Genomic DNA, 16,265 nt, shown 5'->3' with positions numbered 1-16,265 from the left:
GCCAACAAAAAACCCACGCCTAAGTGCGTGGGTTTTTTGTTATGCCGATGCGCCCGCTCTGAGCAACGAGGCGCATTGGACGGACTTCAGAACGACTCGTCTTCCGACAGATAGCGCCACTGTCCCGGCGGCAGCGCGCCGAGCATCACGTTGCCCATGCGCACGCGCTTCAGGCCCACCACTTCGAGACCGACCAGTTCGCACATGCGGCGAATCTGACGCTTCTTGCCTTCGCGCAGCACGAAACGCAGCTGCTCGCCGTTTTGCCAGCTGACTTGCGCGGGCTTGAGCGCGACGTCGTCTAGCGACAGGCCGTGGCGCAGCAGCGCGAGTTTTTCGGGCGGGAAGTGGCTTTCGACGTCGACCGTGTGATCGCCGTAGGCGACACGCACCAGATACTCCTTGTCCACGTCCGAGTGACCGCCGATCAGTTGCTTCGCGATGCGGCCATCTTGCGTCAGCACCAGCAGGCCCGTCGAATCGATGTCGAGACGTCCGGCCGGCGCGAGCTGGCGCAGATGCGACACCGAGAAGCGGATGCCCGAATGGTCGCCTTCCCAGCGATTTTCCGGCGTGACGAGCGTGATGGCCGGCTGATAGCCGTCCTCCGCCTGTCCCGATACGAGGCCGACCGGCTTGTGGACGATCACGGTCACCTGGCTCGACTGAAAGGCTTCGGCGGCTGGATCGATGTCGATGCGCTGATCCGGGAACACCTTGGTGCCGAGCGTGTCGACGCGCTCGCCGTCGACCATGACCCAGCCTTTCTCGATCCACTCGTCGGCCTCGCGGCGCGAGCACAGGCCGAGCTTGGACATCAGCTTCGACAAACGCAGCATGCCCGGCGCGTCTTCGCGATCGCGGCGGGGCGGGTGCGGGGTGTCGATGGTGGTGTCGACGGGTTGGGCCGTTGCCGATGCCGACGTTCGCGGCTTGGCGGCGCGGGCGGGCCGGTCGTCGCCGAAGCGGCGGTTTGCGGCTGGCAGCGTGTCGTCGAAGCTGCGCGCAGGGCGCTCGCGACGCTCGGTACGTTCACCGCCGCGTGCGGCGCGGTCGCCGGACTCGCGACGCGAGGGCGTCCAGTCGCCGCGTGCACCGCGCTCGCCGCGGTCCTCACGCGGGGCGCGCGCCGGACGCTCGGTGCGCTCGCCGTAGCCGCCTTTTGCGGGTTTCCCGAAGCTGCGCTCGCCACGCTCGCCTTCGAAGCGGCGCGGGGCGCGCTCGCTGCGCTCGCCTCGATCACCACCGCGACGCTGCTGCGGCTCACCGCGATCGCTACCGAAGCGCGGACGATCGGCGGCATCGCGCTCCCGGCGCACCGGGCGGTCGTCACGCCCGCTGCCTTCCGACGGTCTGCCTGCGCCTGCGCGCGGACCGCTGAACGGACGGCGTTCGCCGTCGTCGCGGCGCGGTGAGCGCTCGCCGCGCTCCGCATTGCCCTCGAAACGACGCGGCGCGCGTCCTGTGCGCTCGCCGAATTCGCGACGGGGCGCGCGTTCGCCGCGCTCAGCGCCGCCTTCGAAGCGACGCCGTGCTGGTTCGCCACGCTCGCCGAATTCGCGCCGTGGAGCGCGTTCGCCACGCTCAGCACTGCCTTCGAAGCGACGCGGCGCGCGTTCGCTCCGCTCGCCGGATTCGCGCCGTGGGGCGCGTTCGCCACGCTCGGCGCCGCCTTCGAAGCGACGCGGCGCGCGTTCAGTCCGCTCGCCGGATTCGCGCCGGGGGGCGCGTTCTCGACGCTCAGCGCCGCCTTCGAAGCGACGCGGCGCGCGTTCACTCCGCTCGCCGAATTCGCGCCGGGGGGCGCGTTCGCCACGCTCAGCGCTGCCCTCAAAACGACGCGGTGGGCGTTCTCCGCGTTCGCCACGCTCAGCCGCACCTTCAAAGCGGCGCGGTGCGCCCGCGGCAGCCGCACCCCGTTCGCGCGGACCCGACCCTTCGGCACGCGGCGCGCGTGCACCGGCGTCCGCCGGCTTCGCGCCGACCGGCCGCTTCGCGCCACCCTCGGCCTCGAAAGGCTTCGGCCGCGCTGGACGGGTCGGCTTACGCGCCGACGCGCTGCCGGGGCGGACAGGGGCGCGTTCGGACGACGCCGGCCGCGGATGCTTCGCTGTTAATTTGATTCGCATGAAATCTCACACTGCGATCGCGCGCAGCAGTTCGGTCTCGACCTGAATTTGCAGGCGGTTGTCCGACAGGCTGTGTCCTTCGAGCAGGAACACGTCCTCGACGCGTTCGCCGAGCGTATTGATCCGCGCCGAGGCGACGCCGACCCGGTGCTCGGCCAGCACGCGCGCGATGGAATAAAGAAGGCCCGGCCGGTCGTTCGCCGACACGGACAGGATGTAGTATTGGCCGCGCTCATCGGCCCGCAGGTCGACACGCGGCGTAATCGGGAAGGTGCGCGACAGCCGCGACAGCCGGCCCTTCGACGGTCCCGGCAGCAAGGTGCCGTGGCCCGCGAGACGTGCGGTCAGTTCCTGCTCGACCAGATTGGCGATGTCGCGATAGTGCACGTCCTCTTCGGTGTGCGTGACGAGGAAGTTGTCGAGCGCGTAGCCGTGGCGCGTCGTGCTGACGCGCGCATCGAGCACCGACAGGCCGTTGCGGTCGAAATACGCGCAGATGCCCGCGAACAGATCGGGCTGGTCCTTCACGTAGACGAGCACCTGCAGCGCCTCGCCGATCGGCGACGGCCGCGCGCGCACGAGCGGCGTCGGCGTTTCGACGTGGCGGTACAGCACGCGGGTCTGCCACGCGATGTCCGCCGCGTCGTGGCGCAGGAAGTAGCCGACGTCGAGCTTGTCCCACAGCGCCCGTTGCGCGCCTTCCGGCACGGTTTCCAGACGCAGCAGCGCGAGCGCTTCTTCCTTGCGCGACTTCAGTTCCGAATGCTCGTCCGGTTGAGCGCCGCCCAGCACGGCGAGGCTGGTGCGGTAGAGGTCTTCGAGCAGCTTGCCTTTCCACGTGTTCCAGACCTTCGGGCTGGTACCGCGGATGTCGGCAACGGTCAGCAGATAGAGCGCGGTCAGACGCCGCTCGGTGCCGACCAGTTCGGCGAAGCGCTTGATCACTTCGGGGTCGCTGGTGTCCTGCTTCTGCGCGACCTGGCTCATCGTCAGATGCTGCTGCACGAGCCACACGACCAGCTCGCCATCCTCGCCTTCGATGCCGTGCTGCCGGCAGAAGCGCCGCGCGTCGGCCATGCCCAGCGTGGAATGATCGCCGCCGCGGCCCTTGGCGATGTCATGAAACAGCGCGGCCACGTACAGCACCCACGGCCGGTCGAAGTTGGCAATCAATTGGCTGCAGAACGGGTATTCGTGGGCATGCTCGGCGATCGCGAAGCGGCGCAGATTGCGCAGCACCATCAGGATGTGCTGATCGACGGTGTACACGTGATACAGGTCGTGCTGCATCTGCCCGACGATGCGCCGGAAATTCAGCAGATAACGCCCGAGCACGCTGGTCTGGTTCATCAGCCGGAACGCATGCGTGATGCCGGCCGGCTGTTTCAGGATTTCCATGAAAAGCCGGCGGTTCTCCGGGTCGCGCCGCCAATGCTGGTCCATCACGTCACGAGCGTTGTAGATCGCGCGCAGCGTGCGCGCCGACAGACCCTTCACGCCGGGGGTGCGCTCGTAAAGCAGGAACGCTTCGAGGATCGCGTTCGGCTCGCGCTGGAACACGTCGTCGGACGTGATTTCGAGCATGCCCTGCTTTTCGACGAAGCGATCCGACAGCACGCGCGTGATGCCGCTCGTGCTCGGAAACAGCTGCGCCTCGATGTTCTGGATCAGGATCGTCGCGAGCTGCGTGACCGCTTTCGCGGCCCAGTAGTAGCGGCGCATCAGTTGCTCGCTCGCGCGCTTGGTCGCGGTCGGATTGAAGCCGAAGCTTTCGGCGACCGGCGTTTGCAGGTCGAACACCAGGATGTCCTGGCGGCGCCCGGCGATCACATGCAGCCGCGCGCGCAGCGCCTTCAGGAAGCTCTCGTTGCGGCGCAGCTCGCGCGCCTCGCGCTCGGTGATCAGTCCGCGCGCTTCGAGCTCGCGCCAACTGCTGCCGAACCCGGCCGCCTGCGTGATCCACAGGATCAGCTGCAGGTCGCGCAGCCCGCCCGGGCTTTCCTTGATGTTCGGCTCGAGCGCGTACGGCGTGTCCTGAAACTTCGCGTGACGCTGGCGCATTTCGAGCACCTTAGCCTGGAAGAACGCCTTCGGGTCGAGCGCTGCACGGTAGCGTTGGGCGAAATCGTCGAACAGCGCGGTGCTGCCGGTGATGCGACGGGCTTCCAGCAGCGAGGTACGCACCGTGACGTCGTTGGCCGCTTCCTCGAGGCATTGCGACACGCTGCGCACGCTGCTGCCGAGTTCCAGCCCGAGATCCCACGCGAGGCTGATGAAGCGCTCGATGCGCGCCTCCAGATGCTCGAGCCGCGTGTCGGGCAACAGCACCAGGATGTCGATGTCGGAGTGCGGCGCGAGTTCGCCGCGCCCGTAGCCGCCGACCGCGACGAGTGCGAGATCGTCGGGCAGTTCGCAGGTGTCCCAGGCGGCGCGCAGCGAATGGTCCGTGGCGCGCGCGAGCGCAGCCATCAACGCGTCGACGTTGGTGGCCGTTCGAAAGCGTTCCAGCAACTGGGCTTTGGCCACTTTGTAGTCCGCCTTGAGCGACGAGGCATGGGAGGGGGCGACGGCTGGAACGCTACTCATTGGCAGACGGAAGGTGAGATCGGAATCGGTCAGGCGGTAGCCGCGACCACGGGCGGACGCGCGGGCGTACCGGCCGACACGGTCAGCACGTCGTAGCCGGTCTCCGTGACGAGGACGGTATGCTCCCACTGCGCGGACAGGCTGCGGTCCTTGGTCTTGACGGTCCACTGGTCGGGCATCGTGCGGATGTCGCGGCGGCCGGCGTTGATCATCGGCTCGATCGTGAAAATCATGCCGGCCTGCAATTCGAGGCCGGTACCGGGGCGGCCATAGTGCAGGATCTGCGGATCTTCATGGAACACGGTGCCGATGCCGTGGCCGCAATATTCGCGCACCACGCTGTAGCCGAGGCCTTCGGCGTGCTTCTGGATCGCATAGCCGATGTCGCCGAGATGCGCGCCGGGGCGCACCTGGTCGATGCCGAGCCACATGCACTCGAAGGTAGCCTGCACGAGGCGCCTCGCCATGATCGACCCTTCGCCGACGATGAACATGCGGCTGGTGTCGCCGAAGTAGCCGTCCTTGATGACCGTGATGTCGATGTTCAGCGCGTCGCCGTTTTTCAGGGCCTTGTCGCCGGGAATCCCGTGGCAGATCACGTCGTTGACGGAAATGCAGGTGGCTTTCGGGTACGGCGGGTAGCCGGGCGGCTGGTAATTCAGCGGCGCGGGGACCGTGCCCTGGTCCTTCAGCATGTATTCGTGGCACAGGCGGTCGAGCTCGCCAGTGGTGACGCCGGCCTTGACGAACGGCGTGATGTAGTCGAGCACTTCGCTCGCGAGCCGACAGGCGACGCGCATCTTCGCGATGTCGTCTTCGTTTTTGATGGTGATAGCCATGGTTTCCTCGGAAGCCTTGCTGGATAAGGCTTGCTGGGTGTTGCGGTGGCCTGGCGGAGGGCGTCTGGTGCACACGGAATGCCGGTCGATCCTTGACGATCCCCCGCGGGTGGCGGAATCGAGCCATTTTACAGCAGTGGGGGCGGGCTCGTTGCGCTGGATCAGGCGGTAATGGGCTAAAAGTGATCAAAATCGGCCAATTGGTGGGCCATAGGGCGCCGAGCCCGGATTCGGAGCCCGGCTGTGCGCTCCAGTGCGCCTGGCTATCCGCCGGTGGTTGGGTCGGTTGAGTCGGTCGATAGTCGCGTGCTATACTCTTTGGCTAAGTCGGTCCTAGTCCGCTTTTATTCGCGAGTCCGCAAATTCGCGCATGGAAACTGGGCGGAACCGGCTTCTCGCGGCAATCCGGTTGCTGACGTCGTGAGCTGGAGAAAGCAGTGTCAGGCAACCAATTCGCAAACCGGCGCACCCAGGGTGTCGCCGCGTTCCAGCCAAAACAAAGGCGGGCGCGGCCGATACGGCAGCCGGCTTAAGACCCAACCCTCGTGGAGAATTTCATGGCAGTTACGATGCGTCAAATGCTGGAAGCAGGTGTCCACTTCGGTCACCAGACCCGCTTCTGGAACCCGAAGATGGCTCCCTTCATTTTCGGTCATCGCAACAAGATTCACATCATCAACCTCGAAAAGACGCTGCCGATGTACAACGACGCGCTGAAGTACGCGCGTCAGCTGGCATCGAACCGCGGCACGATCCTGTTCGTCGGTACGAAGCGTCAATCGCGCGACACGATCGCCCAGGAAGCGCAGCGCGCTGGCATGCCGTTCGTGAACGCACGCTGGCTCGGCGGTATGCTGACCAACTTCAAGACGCTGAAGGTATCGATCAAGCGCCTGAAGGACATGGAAGCGGCGCTGGAAGCCGGTGAAACCGAGCGCATGAGCAAGAAGGAAGCGCTGCTGTTCGAGCGCGAAATGGCCAAGCTGCAGAAGTCGATCGGCGGCGTGAAGGACATGGGCGGCATTCCGGACGCGATCTTCGTGGTTGACGTCGGCTACCACAAGATTGCCGTGACCGAGGCGAACAAGCTCGGCATTCCGGTCATCGCCGTGGTCGATACGAACCACTCGCCGGAAGGTGTGGACTACGTGATCCCGGGTAACGACGACGCCAGCAAGGCCGTCGCCCTGTACGCGGCTGGTGTGGCCGACGCGATCCTCGAAGGCCGTGCCAATGCGGTCAACGAAGTGGTCCAGGCAGCACGTGGCGGCGACGGCGACGAGTTCGTCGAGGTCAACCCGGAAGCGTAAGGCTGCCCAGTGTCCGACATAAAAGGGGGCTTTCTACAGGCCCCCTTTTTTTAAGCCGCGACGCTTGTAACAGATGTTGTAACGGACATCTGGCAGAGTGCTCGAGGTGGCGTGGCACGCGTCGCTCGCAAAAATACGCGAAAACGCTGAAACGAATTCCTGCCGCCGGCATCGAAGTGCGGGCGGCATGTGACAGACAGAACTCAAGGAGCAAATGATGGCGGCAATTACCGCAAGCATGGTTGCAGAACTGCGCGCGAAGACCGACGCGCCGATGATGGAATGCAAGAAGGCGCTGACGGAAGCCGACGGCGATCTGGCGCGCGCTGAAGAGCTGCTGCGTGTGAAGCTCGGCAACAAGGCGAGCAAGGCGGCATCGCGCGTGACGGCTGAAGGCGTGGTCGCATCGTTCATCGGCGGCAACGCTGGTTCGCTCGTCGAGCTGAACTGCGAAACCGACTTCGTCTCGAAGAACGACGACTTCCTCGCGTTTTCGAAGAAAGTCGCCGAGCTCGTCGCGACGCAAAACCCGGCTGACGTCGCCGCGCTGTCGGCGCTCCCGCTCGACGGCTCGACCGTCGACGCAGTCCGTCTCGCGCTGGTCGGCAAGATCGGCGAAAACATGTCGATCCGCCGTTTCGAGCGCTTCGAAACCGCCAACAAGCTGGCCGCGTACCTGCACGGCACGCGCATCGGCGTGCTGGTCGAGTACACCGGCGCGGACGAGCAGGTCGGCAAGGACGTGGCAATGCACATCGCCGCGATGAAGCCGGTTTCGCTGTCGTCGGACGACGTTCCGGCGGACCTGATCGCCAAGGAGCGCAGCATCGCTGAACAGAAGGCTGCCGAATCGGGCAAGCCGGCTGAAATCGTCGCCAAAATGGTCGATGGCAGCGTGCAGAAGTACCTGAAGGAAGTGTCGCTGCTGAACCAGACGTTCGTTAAGAACGACAAGCAGACGATCGAGCAGATGCTGAAGGCGGCTAACTCGAGCGTGCAGAAGTTCGCACTGTTCGTGGTCGGCGAAGGCATCGAGAAGAAGCAGGACGACTTCGCTGCGGAAGTGGCCGCTCAGGTCGCTGCTGCAAAGCAACAATAAGCGTTAGCTAAGTTTCACCGCCGTACCGTTTGGACCCGCGGCGAGGCAAGACCTCGCCGCGGTCGGCAGCACCGCAAGGCCGCGCACGGGTTGACCCTCGCCGCGCGGCCGCCGCTGGCGAACCTTTGGGTTCGCCAATTTGGCGGAGCTTGCCCGAATCAGTATTTCACCCCTACATTAGTCCCTTGTTGTTGCCCTGTTCTGCGCGATCTGGATACCTCTATGCCCACTGCCTATAAACGCGTCCTGCTCAAACTCTCCGGTGAAGCTCTGATGGGCGACGATGCCTTCGGCATCAATCGCGCGACCATCGAACGAATGGTGGCGGACGTGGCCGAAGTGGTCCGTCTCGGAACGCAGCTGGCCGTGGTGATCGGTGGCGGCAATATCTTTCGCGGCGTCGCGGGCGGCGCGGCGGGTATGGACCGCGCGACTGCCGACTACATGGGTATGCTCGCCACGATGATGAACGCGCTGGCGCTGCAGGACGCGATGCGCCATGCTGGCATCGAGGCGCGCGTGCAGTCCGCGCTGCGCATGGACCAGGTCGTCGAGCCGTATATCCGGCCCCGCGCGATCCGCCAGCTCGAGGAAGGTAAGGTCGTGATTTTCGCGGCCGGTACCGGCAACCCGTTCTTCACGACCGACACGGCCGCTGCATTGCGCGGCTCGGAAATCGGCGCGGAAGTGGTGCTGAAGGCAACCAAGGTGGACGGCGTCTATTCGGCCGACCCGAAGAAGGATTCGAGCGCGACCCGTTACACCACGATCAGCTTCGACGAGGCAATCGGCCGCAATCTGCAGGTGATGGACGCGACGGCTTTTGCGCTGTGCCGCGACCAGAAGCTGCCGATCCGCGTGTTTTCGATCGTCAAACCCGGTGCGCTGAAGCGCATCGTGCTAGGTGAGGACGAGGGCACCCTCGTCCACGTGTAAACTTCGTTTACATTACATGGGCTTTGACGCGAGCCCGGGCCGCCGCATCGCGCGTGCCGGGCGGCTCGCACCGTTTTGAAGGTTCGGAGGTTTAAAAATGTCTGTGGCTGATATCAGGAAGGGCGCTGAACAGAAGATGCAGCGCTCCATCGACGCGTTCAAGAACGACCTGTCGAAGATCCGCACTGGCCGTGCGCACACGGGCCTGCTCGATCATATCCAGTGCGACTACTACGGCTCGCCGGTGCCGATTTCGCAGGTCGCGAACCTGACGCTGATCGACGCTCGCACGATCGGCGTGCAGCCGTGGGAAAAGAAGATGGTTCAGGTCGTCGAAAAGGCGATCCGCGAATCGGACCTCGGTCTGAACCCGGCCACGCACGGCGACGTGATTCGCGTTCCGATGCCCGCGCTGACCGAAGAGCGTCGCCGCGAGCTGACCAAGGTCGTGCGCAGCGAAGCTGAAACGGCCAAGGTGGCCGTGCGCAACCTGCGTCGCGACGCCAACGAGCAACTGAAGAAGCTCGTCAAGGACAAGGAAATTTCGGAAGACGATGAGCGTCGTGCCGGCGACGACGTCCAGAAGCTGACGGACAAGTTCGTCGCTGAAATCGACAAGCTCGTCACGACGAAAGAAGCCGAGATCATGACGGTCTGACGCCGTTCGGCTCAGTCTTTCTGATTTCCACTTCTTTACTGGCATTACTGTCCCGACGGCCATGACCTATACCAGCTCGACCGTGCGCGTGCCTGAAGTCGCCGCGGTGCCGCGACATATCGCGATCATCATGGATGGCAACGGCCGTTGGGCCACCCAGCGGCGTCTGCCGCGCGTGGCGGGCCATACGCGCGGCGTCGACGCGGTGCGGGCGGCCGTCGAGGCGTGCGCGCGGCGGGGCGTCGAATATCTGACGCTGTTCGCGTTCAGTTCGGAGAACTGGCGCCGTCCGAACGAGGAGGTGTCGTTCCTGATGCGCCTGTTCGTCACCGCGCTCGAGCGCGAGATCGGCAAGCTGCACGCGAACGGCATCCGTTTGCGCGTGGTCGGCGATCTCGAGCGTTTCGACGACAAGATCCGTGATCTGATCAAGCGAGCGGAAACCAAGACCGCGCGCAATACCCGTCTTACGCTGACCATCGCCGCGAACTACGGCGGTCGCTGGGACATCATGCAGGCCACCCGCAAGCTCGTCGAGCAGGCGGCTGCGGCCGGCAAACCGGTCGAGGTCAACGAGGACGCGTTCGCCGAGCATCTGTCGATGGCTTATGCGCCCGAGCCCGACCTGTTCATCCGCACCGGCGGCGAGCGCCGCGTCAGCAACTTCCTGCTGTGGCAGCTCGCCTACACCGAGTTCTATTTCACCGACACGTTCTGGCCGGATTTCGACGCCGACGCGCTCGGTCATGCCATCGCTTCGTACGCCGAGCGGGAACGCCGCTTCGGCCGCACCAGTGCTCAGCTCGAGCCGCAATCGCAGAACGTCGATTCGCTTCCATGCTAAAAACCCGTGTCATCACGGCGATCGTGCTGCTGGCGGTGTTCCTGCCTGTCACGCTGTTCGCGCCGGTCGGCGCGTTCGGCGCGCTGATCGCGTTCGTGGTCGTGTTCGCCGCGTGGGAGTGGGCGCGCCTGCTGAAACTCGGCGGCGCGGGTCCGGTGCTGTACGCGCTCGTCGCGGCGCTCGGGCTGGTCACCAGCACGCGGCTGGGCATTGGCACGGAGCATGCGCGGCCATTCTTCCAGGCGGCGGCGATTTTCTGGGTGATCGGCGGTCCTTTCGTGCTGCTGCGCAAGCCGGTGCTCGCGCAGGGCGCGTGGCGCGCCTTTCTGTTTCTTGCCGGTATCGTCGGTTTCATCGCGTGCTGGCATGCTCTCGTCGCCGCGCGCATGCTCGGTGTGCCGTTCGTTCTGTCGCTGCTGCTGTTGGTATGGCTCGCCGATATCGGCGCATACTTCTCGGGGAAGGCGTTTGGCAAGCACAAGCTGGCACCCGCCATCAGTCCGGGTAAAACCTGGGAGGGCGCGATCGGCGGCTGGTTGCTGGTCATGATCGTCGCGGCGGCGGCGATCTTTTTGCACGCGTTCGAGCCGACCCTGTATTCTGCGCTGCTGGCGCAACTGGGCGCGTTACGCACGGTGTTCGCGCTGACCCTGCTGGTGGTTTTCAGCGTGGTCGGTGATCTGTTCGAATCGATGATGAAACGCCAGGCCGGCGTCAAAGACTCGAGCGGCCTGTTGCCGGGGCACGGCGGCGTGCTCGATCGCATCGACGCATTGTTGCCGGTGCTGCCGCTCGCGATGCTGCTGCTCGGCTAGAGAAAAGAGATATGCAAAAACGTCTGACATTGCTCGGTTCCACGGGCTCGATTGGAGACAGCACGCTCGACGTGGTCGCGCGCCATCCCGAGCGTTTTTCCATTTACGCGCTGAGCGCGCATCGCAATGGCGACAAGCTCGTCGAGCAATGCCTGCGCTTCGCGCCCGAAGTGGCGGTGGTCGGCGACGCCGACACGGCCGCGAAGGTCGCCGCGAAGCTGCGCGATGCGGGCAGCAAGACGGAGGTCACGTACGGGCCGCAGGCGCTCGTCGACGTCGCGAGGAGCGAGGGCTGCGACACGGTGGTCGCGGCGATCGTCGGCGCAGCGGGTCTCGCGCCCAGCCTCGCCGCGGCCCGCTCCGGCAAACGCATTCTGCTCGCGAACAAGGAAGCGCTGGTGATGTCCGGCGCGATCTTCATGGACGCGGTGCACGACAACGGCGCGGTCCTGCTGCCCGTCGACAGCGAACACAACGCAATTTTTCAATGCCTGCCGCGCGAAGCATCGCTCCATGGCGGCGTCTCGAAGATCATCCTGACCGCGTCGGGCGGCCCCTTTCGCACCCGCGAACCGGCCACGCTCGTCGACGTGACGCCTGACGAAGCCTGCAAGCATCCGAACTGGGTGATGGGCCGCAAGATCTCGGTCGACTCGGCGACGATGATGAACAAGGGCCTCGAAGTGATCGAGGCTCATTGGCTGTTCAATCTGCCCGGCGAGCGCATCGACGTGCTGATCCATCCGCAGAGCGTGATCCATTCGCTGGTGTCGTATGCGGACGGCTCGGTGCTCGCGCAGCTCGGCAACCCCGACATGCGCACGCCGATCGCGCACGCACTCGCGTTTCCGGATCGCGTCGATTCCGGCGTCGCGCAGCTCGATCTCGCGGAGATTGCGTCGCTGTCGTTCGAAAAACCCGACTACGCGCGCTTCCCGTGCCTCGCGCTCGCGATGAAGGCGCTGGCCGCAGGCGGTGTCGCGAGCGCGGCGTTGAACGCCGCCAACGAGATCGCGGTGGAGGCGTTCCTCGCGCGCCGCATCGGCTTCATGGCGATTGCGCAGGTGGTCGACTCGGTGCTGAACGCATTACCGAACCGCAGCGCGCACGCGCTCGACGACGTCATCGAAGCGGACGCCGCGGCGCGCCGTGTTGCTACCGAATTCATCGCGCGTCTGCCCGACGGCGTCCGTCGCACGGAACGCGCCGTCCAGTGAGGCGTTTATGAATCTGCTGATCGAACTGCTCGCTTTCGCGGTTGCGATTGGCGTACTCGTGGTGGTCCACGAGTACGGGCACTACAGCGTCGCGCGTCTGTGCGGTGTGAAGGTGCTGCGTTTTTCGATTGGCTTCGGCAAGCCGCTGGTTCAGTGGGTCAGTCGGAAGACGGGCACCGAGTGGACGATTGCCGCGCTGCCGCTAGGCGGCTACGTGAAGATGCTCGACGAGCGCGAGGCCGGCCCCGGCTCGGTTGCCGACGCGGATCTGCCGCATGCGTTCAATCGCCAGTCGGTGTGGCGGCGCTTCGCGATCGTCGTGGCCGGTCCGGTCGCGAATTTCCTGCTTGCGATCGTGCTGTTCGCACTCGTGTTCGCCACTGGCGTGACCGAACCGGCGGCCGTGATCGCCACGCCCGCGCCGAATACACCCGCCGCGCTGGCGGGCTTCGAGGGCGGCGAGACGATCGTCGGTGTGCGCACCGGCCATAGCGACGAGACCGAGCCAGTGCGCTCGTGGTCGGATCTGCGCTGGAAGCTGCTCGGTGCCGCGTTCGATCAGCAGCGCATCGTGCTCAGTGCAAAAGACGCGCACGGCACCTCCGATTTTCCGATGGACCTGCGCGGCATCGGCGAGAAAGACGTCGACGACGATCTGATGTCGCGCCTCGGCTTCGAGCCAGGTGGCGGCAGGCTGACGGTGGCCGGCGTACAGGCGGGCAGCGCCGCGCAGAAGGCGGGGCTCGTCGCGGGCGACCGGCTGCGCGCGATCAACGGTACGCCGACCGATAATGCCGCGGCCTTCATCGCCTTTGTAAAATCGCACGCCGGCGTGCCGGTCACGCTGCGGGTGGAGCGCGGCGGCCGCGGCGGCCATACGGCGGGCGCGCTCGAAGAGATCACGATCGTGCCGCAACTGCAGCGCGATGCGGCGAGCGGGCAGCAGATCGGCCGCATCGGCGCGGAGCTGGCGACCCAGGTGCCGTCGATCGAAGTGCGCTACGGCCCGCTCGACAGCCTGCGCCTCGGCGCGCGCCGCACGTGGGATCTCGCGGTGTACTCGGTGCGGATGTTTGGCCGGATGATCGTCGGCGAGGCATCGCTGAAGAACCTGTCCGGTCCGGTGACGATCGCCGACTACGCGGGAAAGAGCGCACGTCTGGGTCCTTCCGCGTTTTTGTCGTTCCTGGCCCTTGTCAGCATTAGCCTTGGCGTGCTGAACCTGCTACCAATTCCGGTATTGGACGGGGGTCATCTGTTATATTATTTGGTTGAAGCTGTGACCGGTAAAGTTGTCTCTGATCGCTGGCAACTCGTTTTTCAGAGGGCGGGTCTTGCCTGCATCGTCGCGTTGTCGGCGATTGCGCTGTTCAACGATCTGGCTCGTTTAATCCATTTTTAAAGTGTCCGGCGGCGTTCTCGAGGGCGGCCGCCAGGCCTGATGCAGCTATACACACTGGGGAAGCACGTTGTTCAAACCTCATCGCTTTGGTCCAAAGACGGTTATAGCCGCGGCGTTCGCCGCGCATGGGCTGGTTGCTCATGCAACGACGCCCTTCGTGGTGCAAGACATTCGCATTGAGGGATTGCAACGCGTCGAACCAGGTACGGTGTTCGCGTACCTGCCCATCAAACAAGGCGATACCTTTTCCGACGACAAGGCCTCTGAAGCGATTCGCGCGCTGTACGCGACGGGCTTCTTCAACGACGTCAAGATCGCAACCGAAGGCAACGTGGTGGTGGTGCAGGTGCAGGAGCGCCCGGCCATCGGCACGATCGACTTCGCCGGCATCCACGAGTTCGAAAAGGACAACCTGATCAAGGCGCTGCGCGCGGTCGGGCTGTCGCAAGGCCGCTACTTCGACAAGGCGCTGGTCGACAAGGCCGAGCAGGAATTGAAGCGCCAGTACCTGACACGCGGTTTCTACGCGGCCGAAGTCACCACGACGATCACGCCGATCGACCGCAACCGCGTCGGCATCCTGTTCTCGGTGGCCGAAGGTCCGAGCGCGAAGATCCGCCAGATCAACTTCATCGGCAACAAGACATTCAGCACCGGCACGCTGCGCGACGAAATGCAGTTGTCCACGCCGAACTGGTTCTCGTGGTACACCAAGAACGACCTGTACGCGAAAGACAAGCTCACCGGCGACCTCGAGAACCTTCGCTCGTTCTACCTGAATCGCGGCTTCCTCGAGTTCAGCATCGAATCGACCCAGGTGTCGATCTCGCCGGACAAGAAGGACATGTACCTGACCATCACGCTGCATGAAGGCCAGCCGTACACGATTTCGAACATCCGCCTCGCCGGCAATCTGCTCGACCGCGAAGCGGAGCTGAAGAAGCTCATCAAGATCAAGCCGGGCGACCGCTTTTCGGCCGAAAAGCTGCAGGCCACCACGAAGGCGATCGTCGACAAGCTCGGCGAATACGGTTACGCGTTCGCGACCGTCAATGCCCAGCCTCAGATCGACCAGAACAACCACACGGTGGACCTGACCCTGCAGGTCGACCCGAGCCGTCGCGTGTATGTGCGCCGCATCAACGTGGTCGGCAACACGCGCACGCGCGACGAAGTGGTGCGCCGCGAAATGCGCCAGCTCGAAAGTTCGTGGTTCGATTCGAACCGCCTCTCGCTGTCGAAAGACCGCATCAATCGTCTCGGTTACTTCACCGACGTCGACGTGACCACGGTGCCGGTCGAAGGCACGCCCGACCAGGTCGACATCGACGTGAAGGTCGCCGAAAAGCCGACCGGCGCGATTACGCTCGGCGCAGGTTTCTCGTCGACGGACAAGGTGGTGCTGTCGGCGGGTATCTCGCAGGACAACGTGTTCGGCTCCGGCACGAGCCTCGCGGTGAACATCAATACCGCGAAGACGTACCGTACGCTGACGGTCACGCAGGTCGACCCGTACTTCACGGTTGACGGCATCAAGCGGATCACCGACGTCTACTACCGTACGTACCAGCCGCTGTACTACTCGACCGATTCGAGCTTCAAGATCGTCACGATGGGCGGCGACCTGAAGTTCGGCATTCCGTTTTCCGAAGTCGATACCGTGTACTTCGGCGCGGGCTTCGAACAGAACCAGCTGGACGTCGATGCAAATACCCCGGCTTCATATAAGCAATACGTGACTGACTTCGGCCGGGTCTCGAACAACGTGCCGCTTACGATTGGATGGTCGCGCGATGCGCGCGACAGCGCGCTCGTGCCAAGCCGCGGCTACTTCACGCAGGCGAACGCAGAATACGGCACGCCGATCGGCGGCACCCAGTACTACAAGGCCGACATCAACGCGCAGTACTATTACTCGTTTGCGCGCGGCTTTGTGCTGGGCTTCAACTTCCAGGGCGGCTATGGTAACGGCCTTTCCGGCAAGCCTTACCCTATCTTCAAGAACTATTACGCGGGCGGTATCGGTTCGGTGCGTGGTTACGAGCCGAGCTCACTGGGTCCGCGTGACAAAACGACCGGCGACCCGATCGGCGGCTCGAAGCTGCTGGTCGGCAATATCGAGTTGACGTTCCCGCTGCCCGGGACCGGTTATGACCGCACGCTGCGTGTGTTCACCTTCCTGGACGCTGGTAACGTCTGGGCGGACGCGAGCACGGCAGCGACGTCGACCGGCGCGAACGGTCTGCGTTACGGCTACGGTGTGGGTCTCGCGTGGATCTCGCCGATCGGTCCGCTCAAGTTGAGCCTTGGCTTCCCGCTCACGAAGCACACGGGCGACCAGTATCAGAAGTTCCAGTTCCAGATCGGGACCGCGTTCTGATTGGGCGGCGGGCGCTCCCGGCGGCCGGCTGCGGCGGCGGGCGCTCCCGG

Annotated in this window: 12 protein-coding genes; 9 read left to right on the top strand and 3 right to left on the bottom strand. The window is 64.7% G+C overall.

The window, feature by feature from the left end:
• Positions 1–86: 86 nt before the first annotated feature.
• Genes AB3X95_RS35360 through map form a run of 3 tightly spaced genes read right to left on the bottom strand, consistent with a single transcriptional unit; the run spans position 87 to position 5,629 of the window.
• The gene (locus AB3X95_RS35360; protein WP_368623688.1) at positions 87–2,129 is read right to left on the bottom strand and encodes a pseudouridine synthase; all 2,043 of its coding nucleotides are present in this window, start codon (positions 2,127–2,129) and stop codon (positions 87–89) included.
• A gap of 6 nt (positions 2,130–2,135) precedes the next feature.
• Positions 2,136–4,715 carry a [protein-PII] uridylyltransferase gene (locus AB3X95_RS35355; protein ID WP_176124969.1) on the bottom strand — a complete coding sequence of 860 codons (2,580 nt, stop codon included), beginning with the start codon at positions 4,713–4,715 and terminating at the stop codon, positions 2,136–2,138.
• A gap of 29 nt (positions 4,716–4,744) precedes the next feature.
• The gene (gene map, locus AB3X95_RS35350) at positions 4,745–5,629 is read right to left on the bottom strand and encodes a type I methionyl aminopeptidase (protein ID WP_309235153.1); all 885 of its coding nucleotides are present in this window, start codon (positions 5,627–5,629) and stop codon (positions 4,745–4,747) included.
• 482 nt (positions 5,630–6,111) lie between these two features.
• Between map and rpsB the strand changes: the two genes are divergently transcribed.
• From rpsB to bamA, 9 genes are all read left to right on the top strand, one after another.
• The gene (gene rpsB / locus AB3X95_RS35345; protein ID WP_013089705.1) at positions 6,112–6,864 is read left to right on the top strand and encodes a 30S ribosomal protein S2; all 753 of its coding nucleotides are present in this window, start codon (positions 6,112–6,114) and stop codon (positions 6,862–6,864) included.
• A gap of 217 nt (positions 6,865–7,081) precedes the next feature.
• Positions 7,082–7,963 (top strand): translation elongation factor Ts, encoded by an 882-nt coding sequence (gene tsf, locus AB3X95_RS35340; protein ID WP_176124970.1) that lies wholly within the window; start codon positions 7,082–7,084, stop codon positions 7,961–7,963.
• A 222-nt stretch (positions 7,964–8,185) separates the two neighbouring features.
• Positions 8,186–8,899, top strand: a complete 714-nt coding sequence (gene pyrH, locus AB3X95_RS35335; protein ID WP_013089703.1) for a UMP kinase — start codon at positions 8,186–8,188, stop codon at positions 8,897–8,899.
• Positions 8,900–8,996: 97 nt separating this feature from the next.
• Positions 8,997–9,557, top strand: a complete 561-nt coding sequence (gene frr, locus AB3X95_RS35330) for a ribosome recycling factor (RefSeq protein ID WP_013089702.1) — start codon at positions 8,997–8,999, stop codon at positions 9,555–9,557.
• 61 nt (positions 9,558–9,618) lie between these two features.
• Positions 9,619–10,401: a polyprenyl diphosphate synthase gene (gene uppS, locus AB3X95_RS35325; RefSeq protein WP_176108288.1), complete on the top strand. Its 783-nt coding sequence runs from the start codon at positions 9,619–9,621 to the stop codon at positions 10,399–10,401.
• Positions 10,395–11,216, top strand: a complete 822-nt coding sequence (locus AB3X95_RS35320) for a phosphatidate cytidylyltransferase (protein ID WP_368623687.1) — start codon at positions 10,395–10,397, stop codon at positions 11,214–11,216. The genes uppS and AB3X95_RS35320 overlap by 7 nt, the downstream gene beginning before the upstream one ends.
• Before the next feature lie 11 nt (positions 11,217–11,227).
• The gene (locus tag AB3X95_RS35315) at positions 11,228–12,433 is read left to right on the top strand and encodes a 1-deoxy-D-xylulose-5-phosphate reductoisomerase (RefSeq protein ID WP_368623686.1); all 1,206 of its coding nucleotides are present in this window, start codon (positions 11,228–11,230) and stop codon (positions 12,431–12,433) included.
• A gap of 7 nt (positions 12,434–12,440) precedes the next feature.
• A complete protein-coding gene (rseP, locus tag AB3X95_RS35310; RefSeq protein ID WP_184228373.1) occupies positions 12,441–13,835 on the top strand; it encodes an RIP metalloprotease RseP in 1,395 nt (464 codons plus the stop codon).
• A 67-nt stretch (positions 13,836–13,902) separates the two neighbouring features.
• Positions 13,903–16,215 carry an outer membrane protein assembly factor BamA gene (gene bamA / locus AB3X95_RS35305; RefSeq protein ID WP_176124975.1) on the top strand — a complete coding sequence of 771 codons (2,313 nt, stop codon included), beginning with the start codon at positions 13,903–13,905 and terminating at the stop codon, positions 16,213–16,215.
• Positions 16,216–16,265: the final 50 nt, after the last annotated feature.

Origin of the sequence: Paraburkholderia sp. BR13444 (assembly GCF_040948755.1) — a bacterium.
In the GTDB taxonomy this organism is placed as follows: Bacteria; Pseudomonadota; Gammaproteobacteria; order Burkholderiales; family Burkholderiaceae; genus Paraburkholderia; species Paraburkholderia youngii.
Note: the sequence above shows the minus strand (reverse complement) of the source record. Positions and strands in the feature narration are given on the sequence as shown.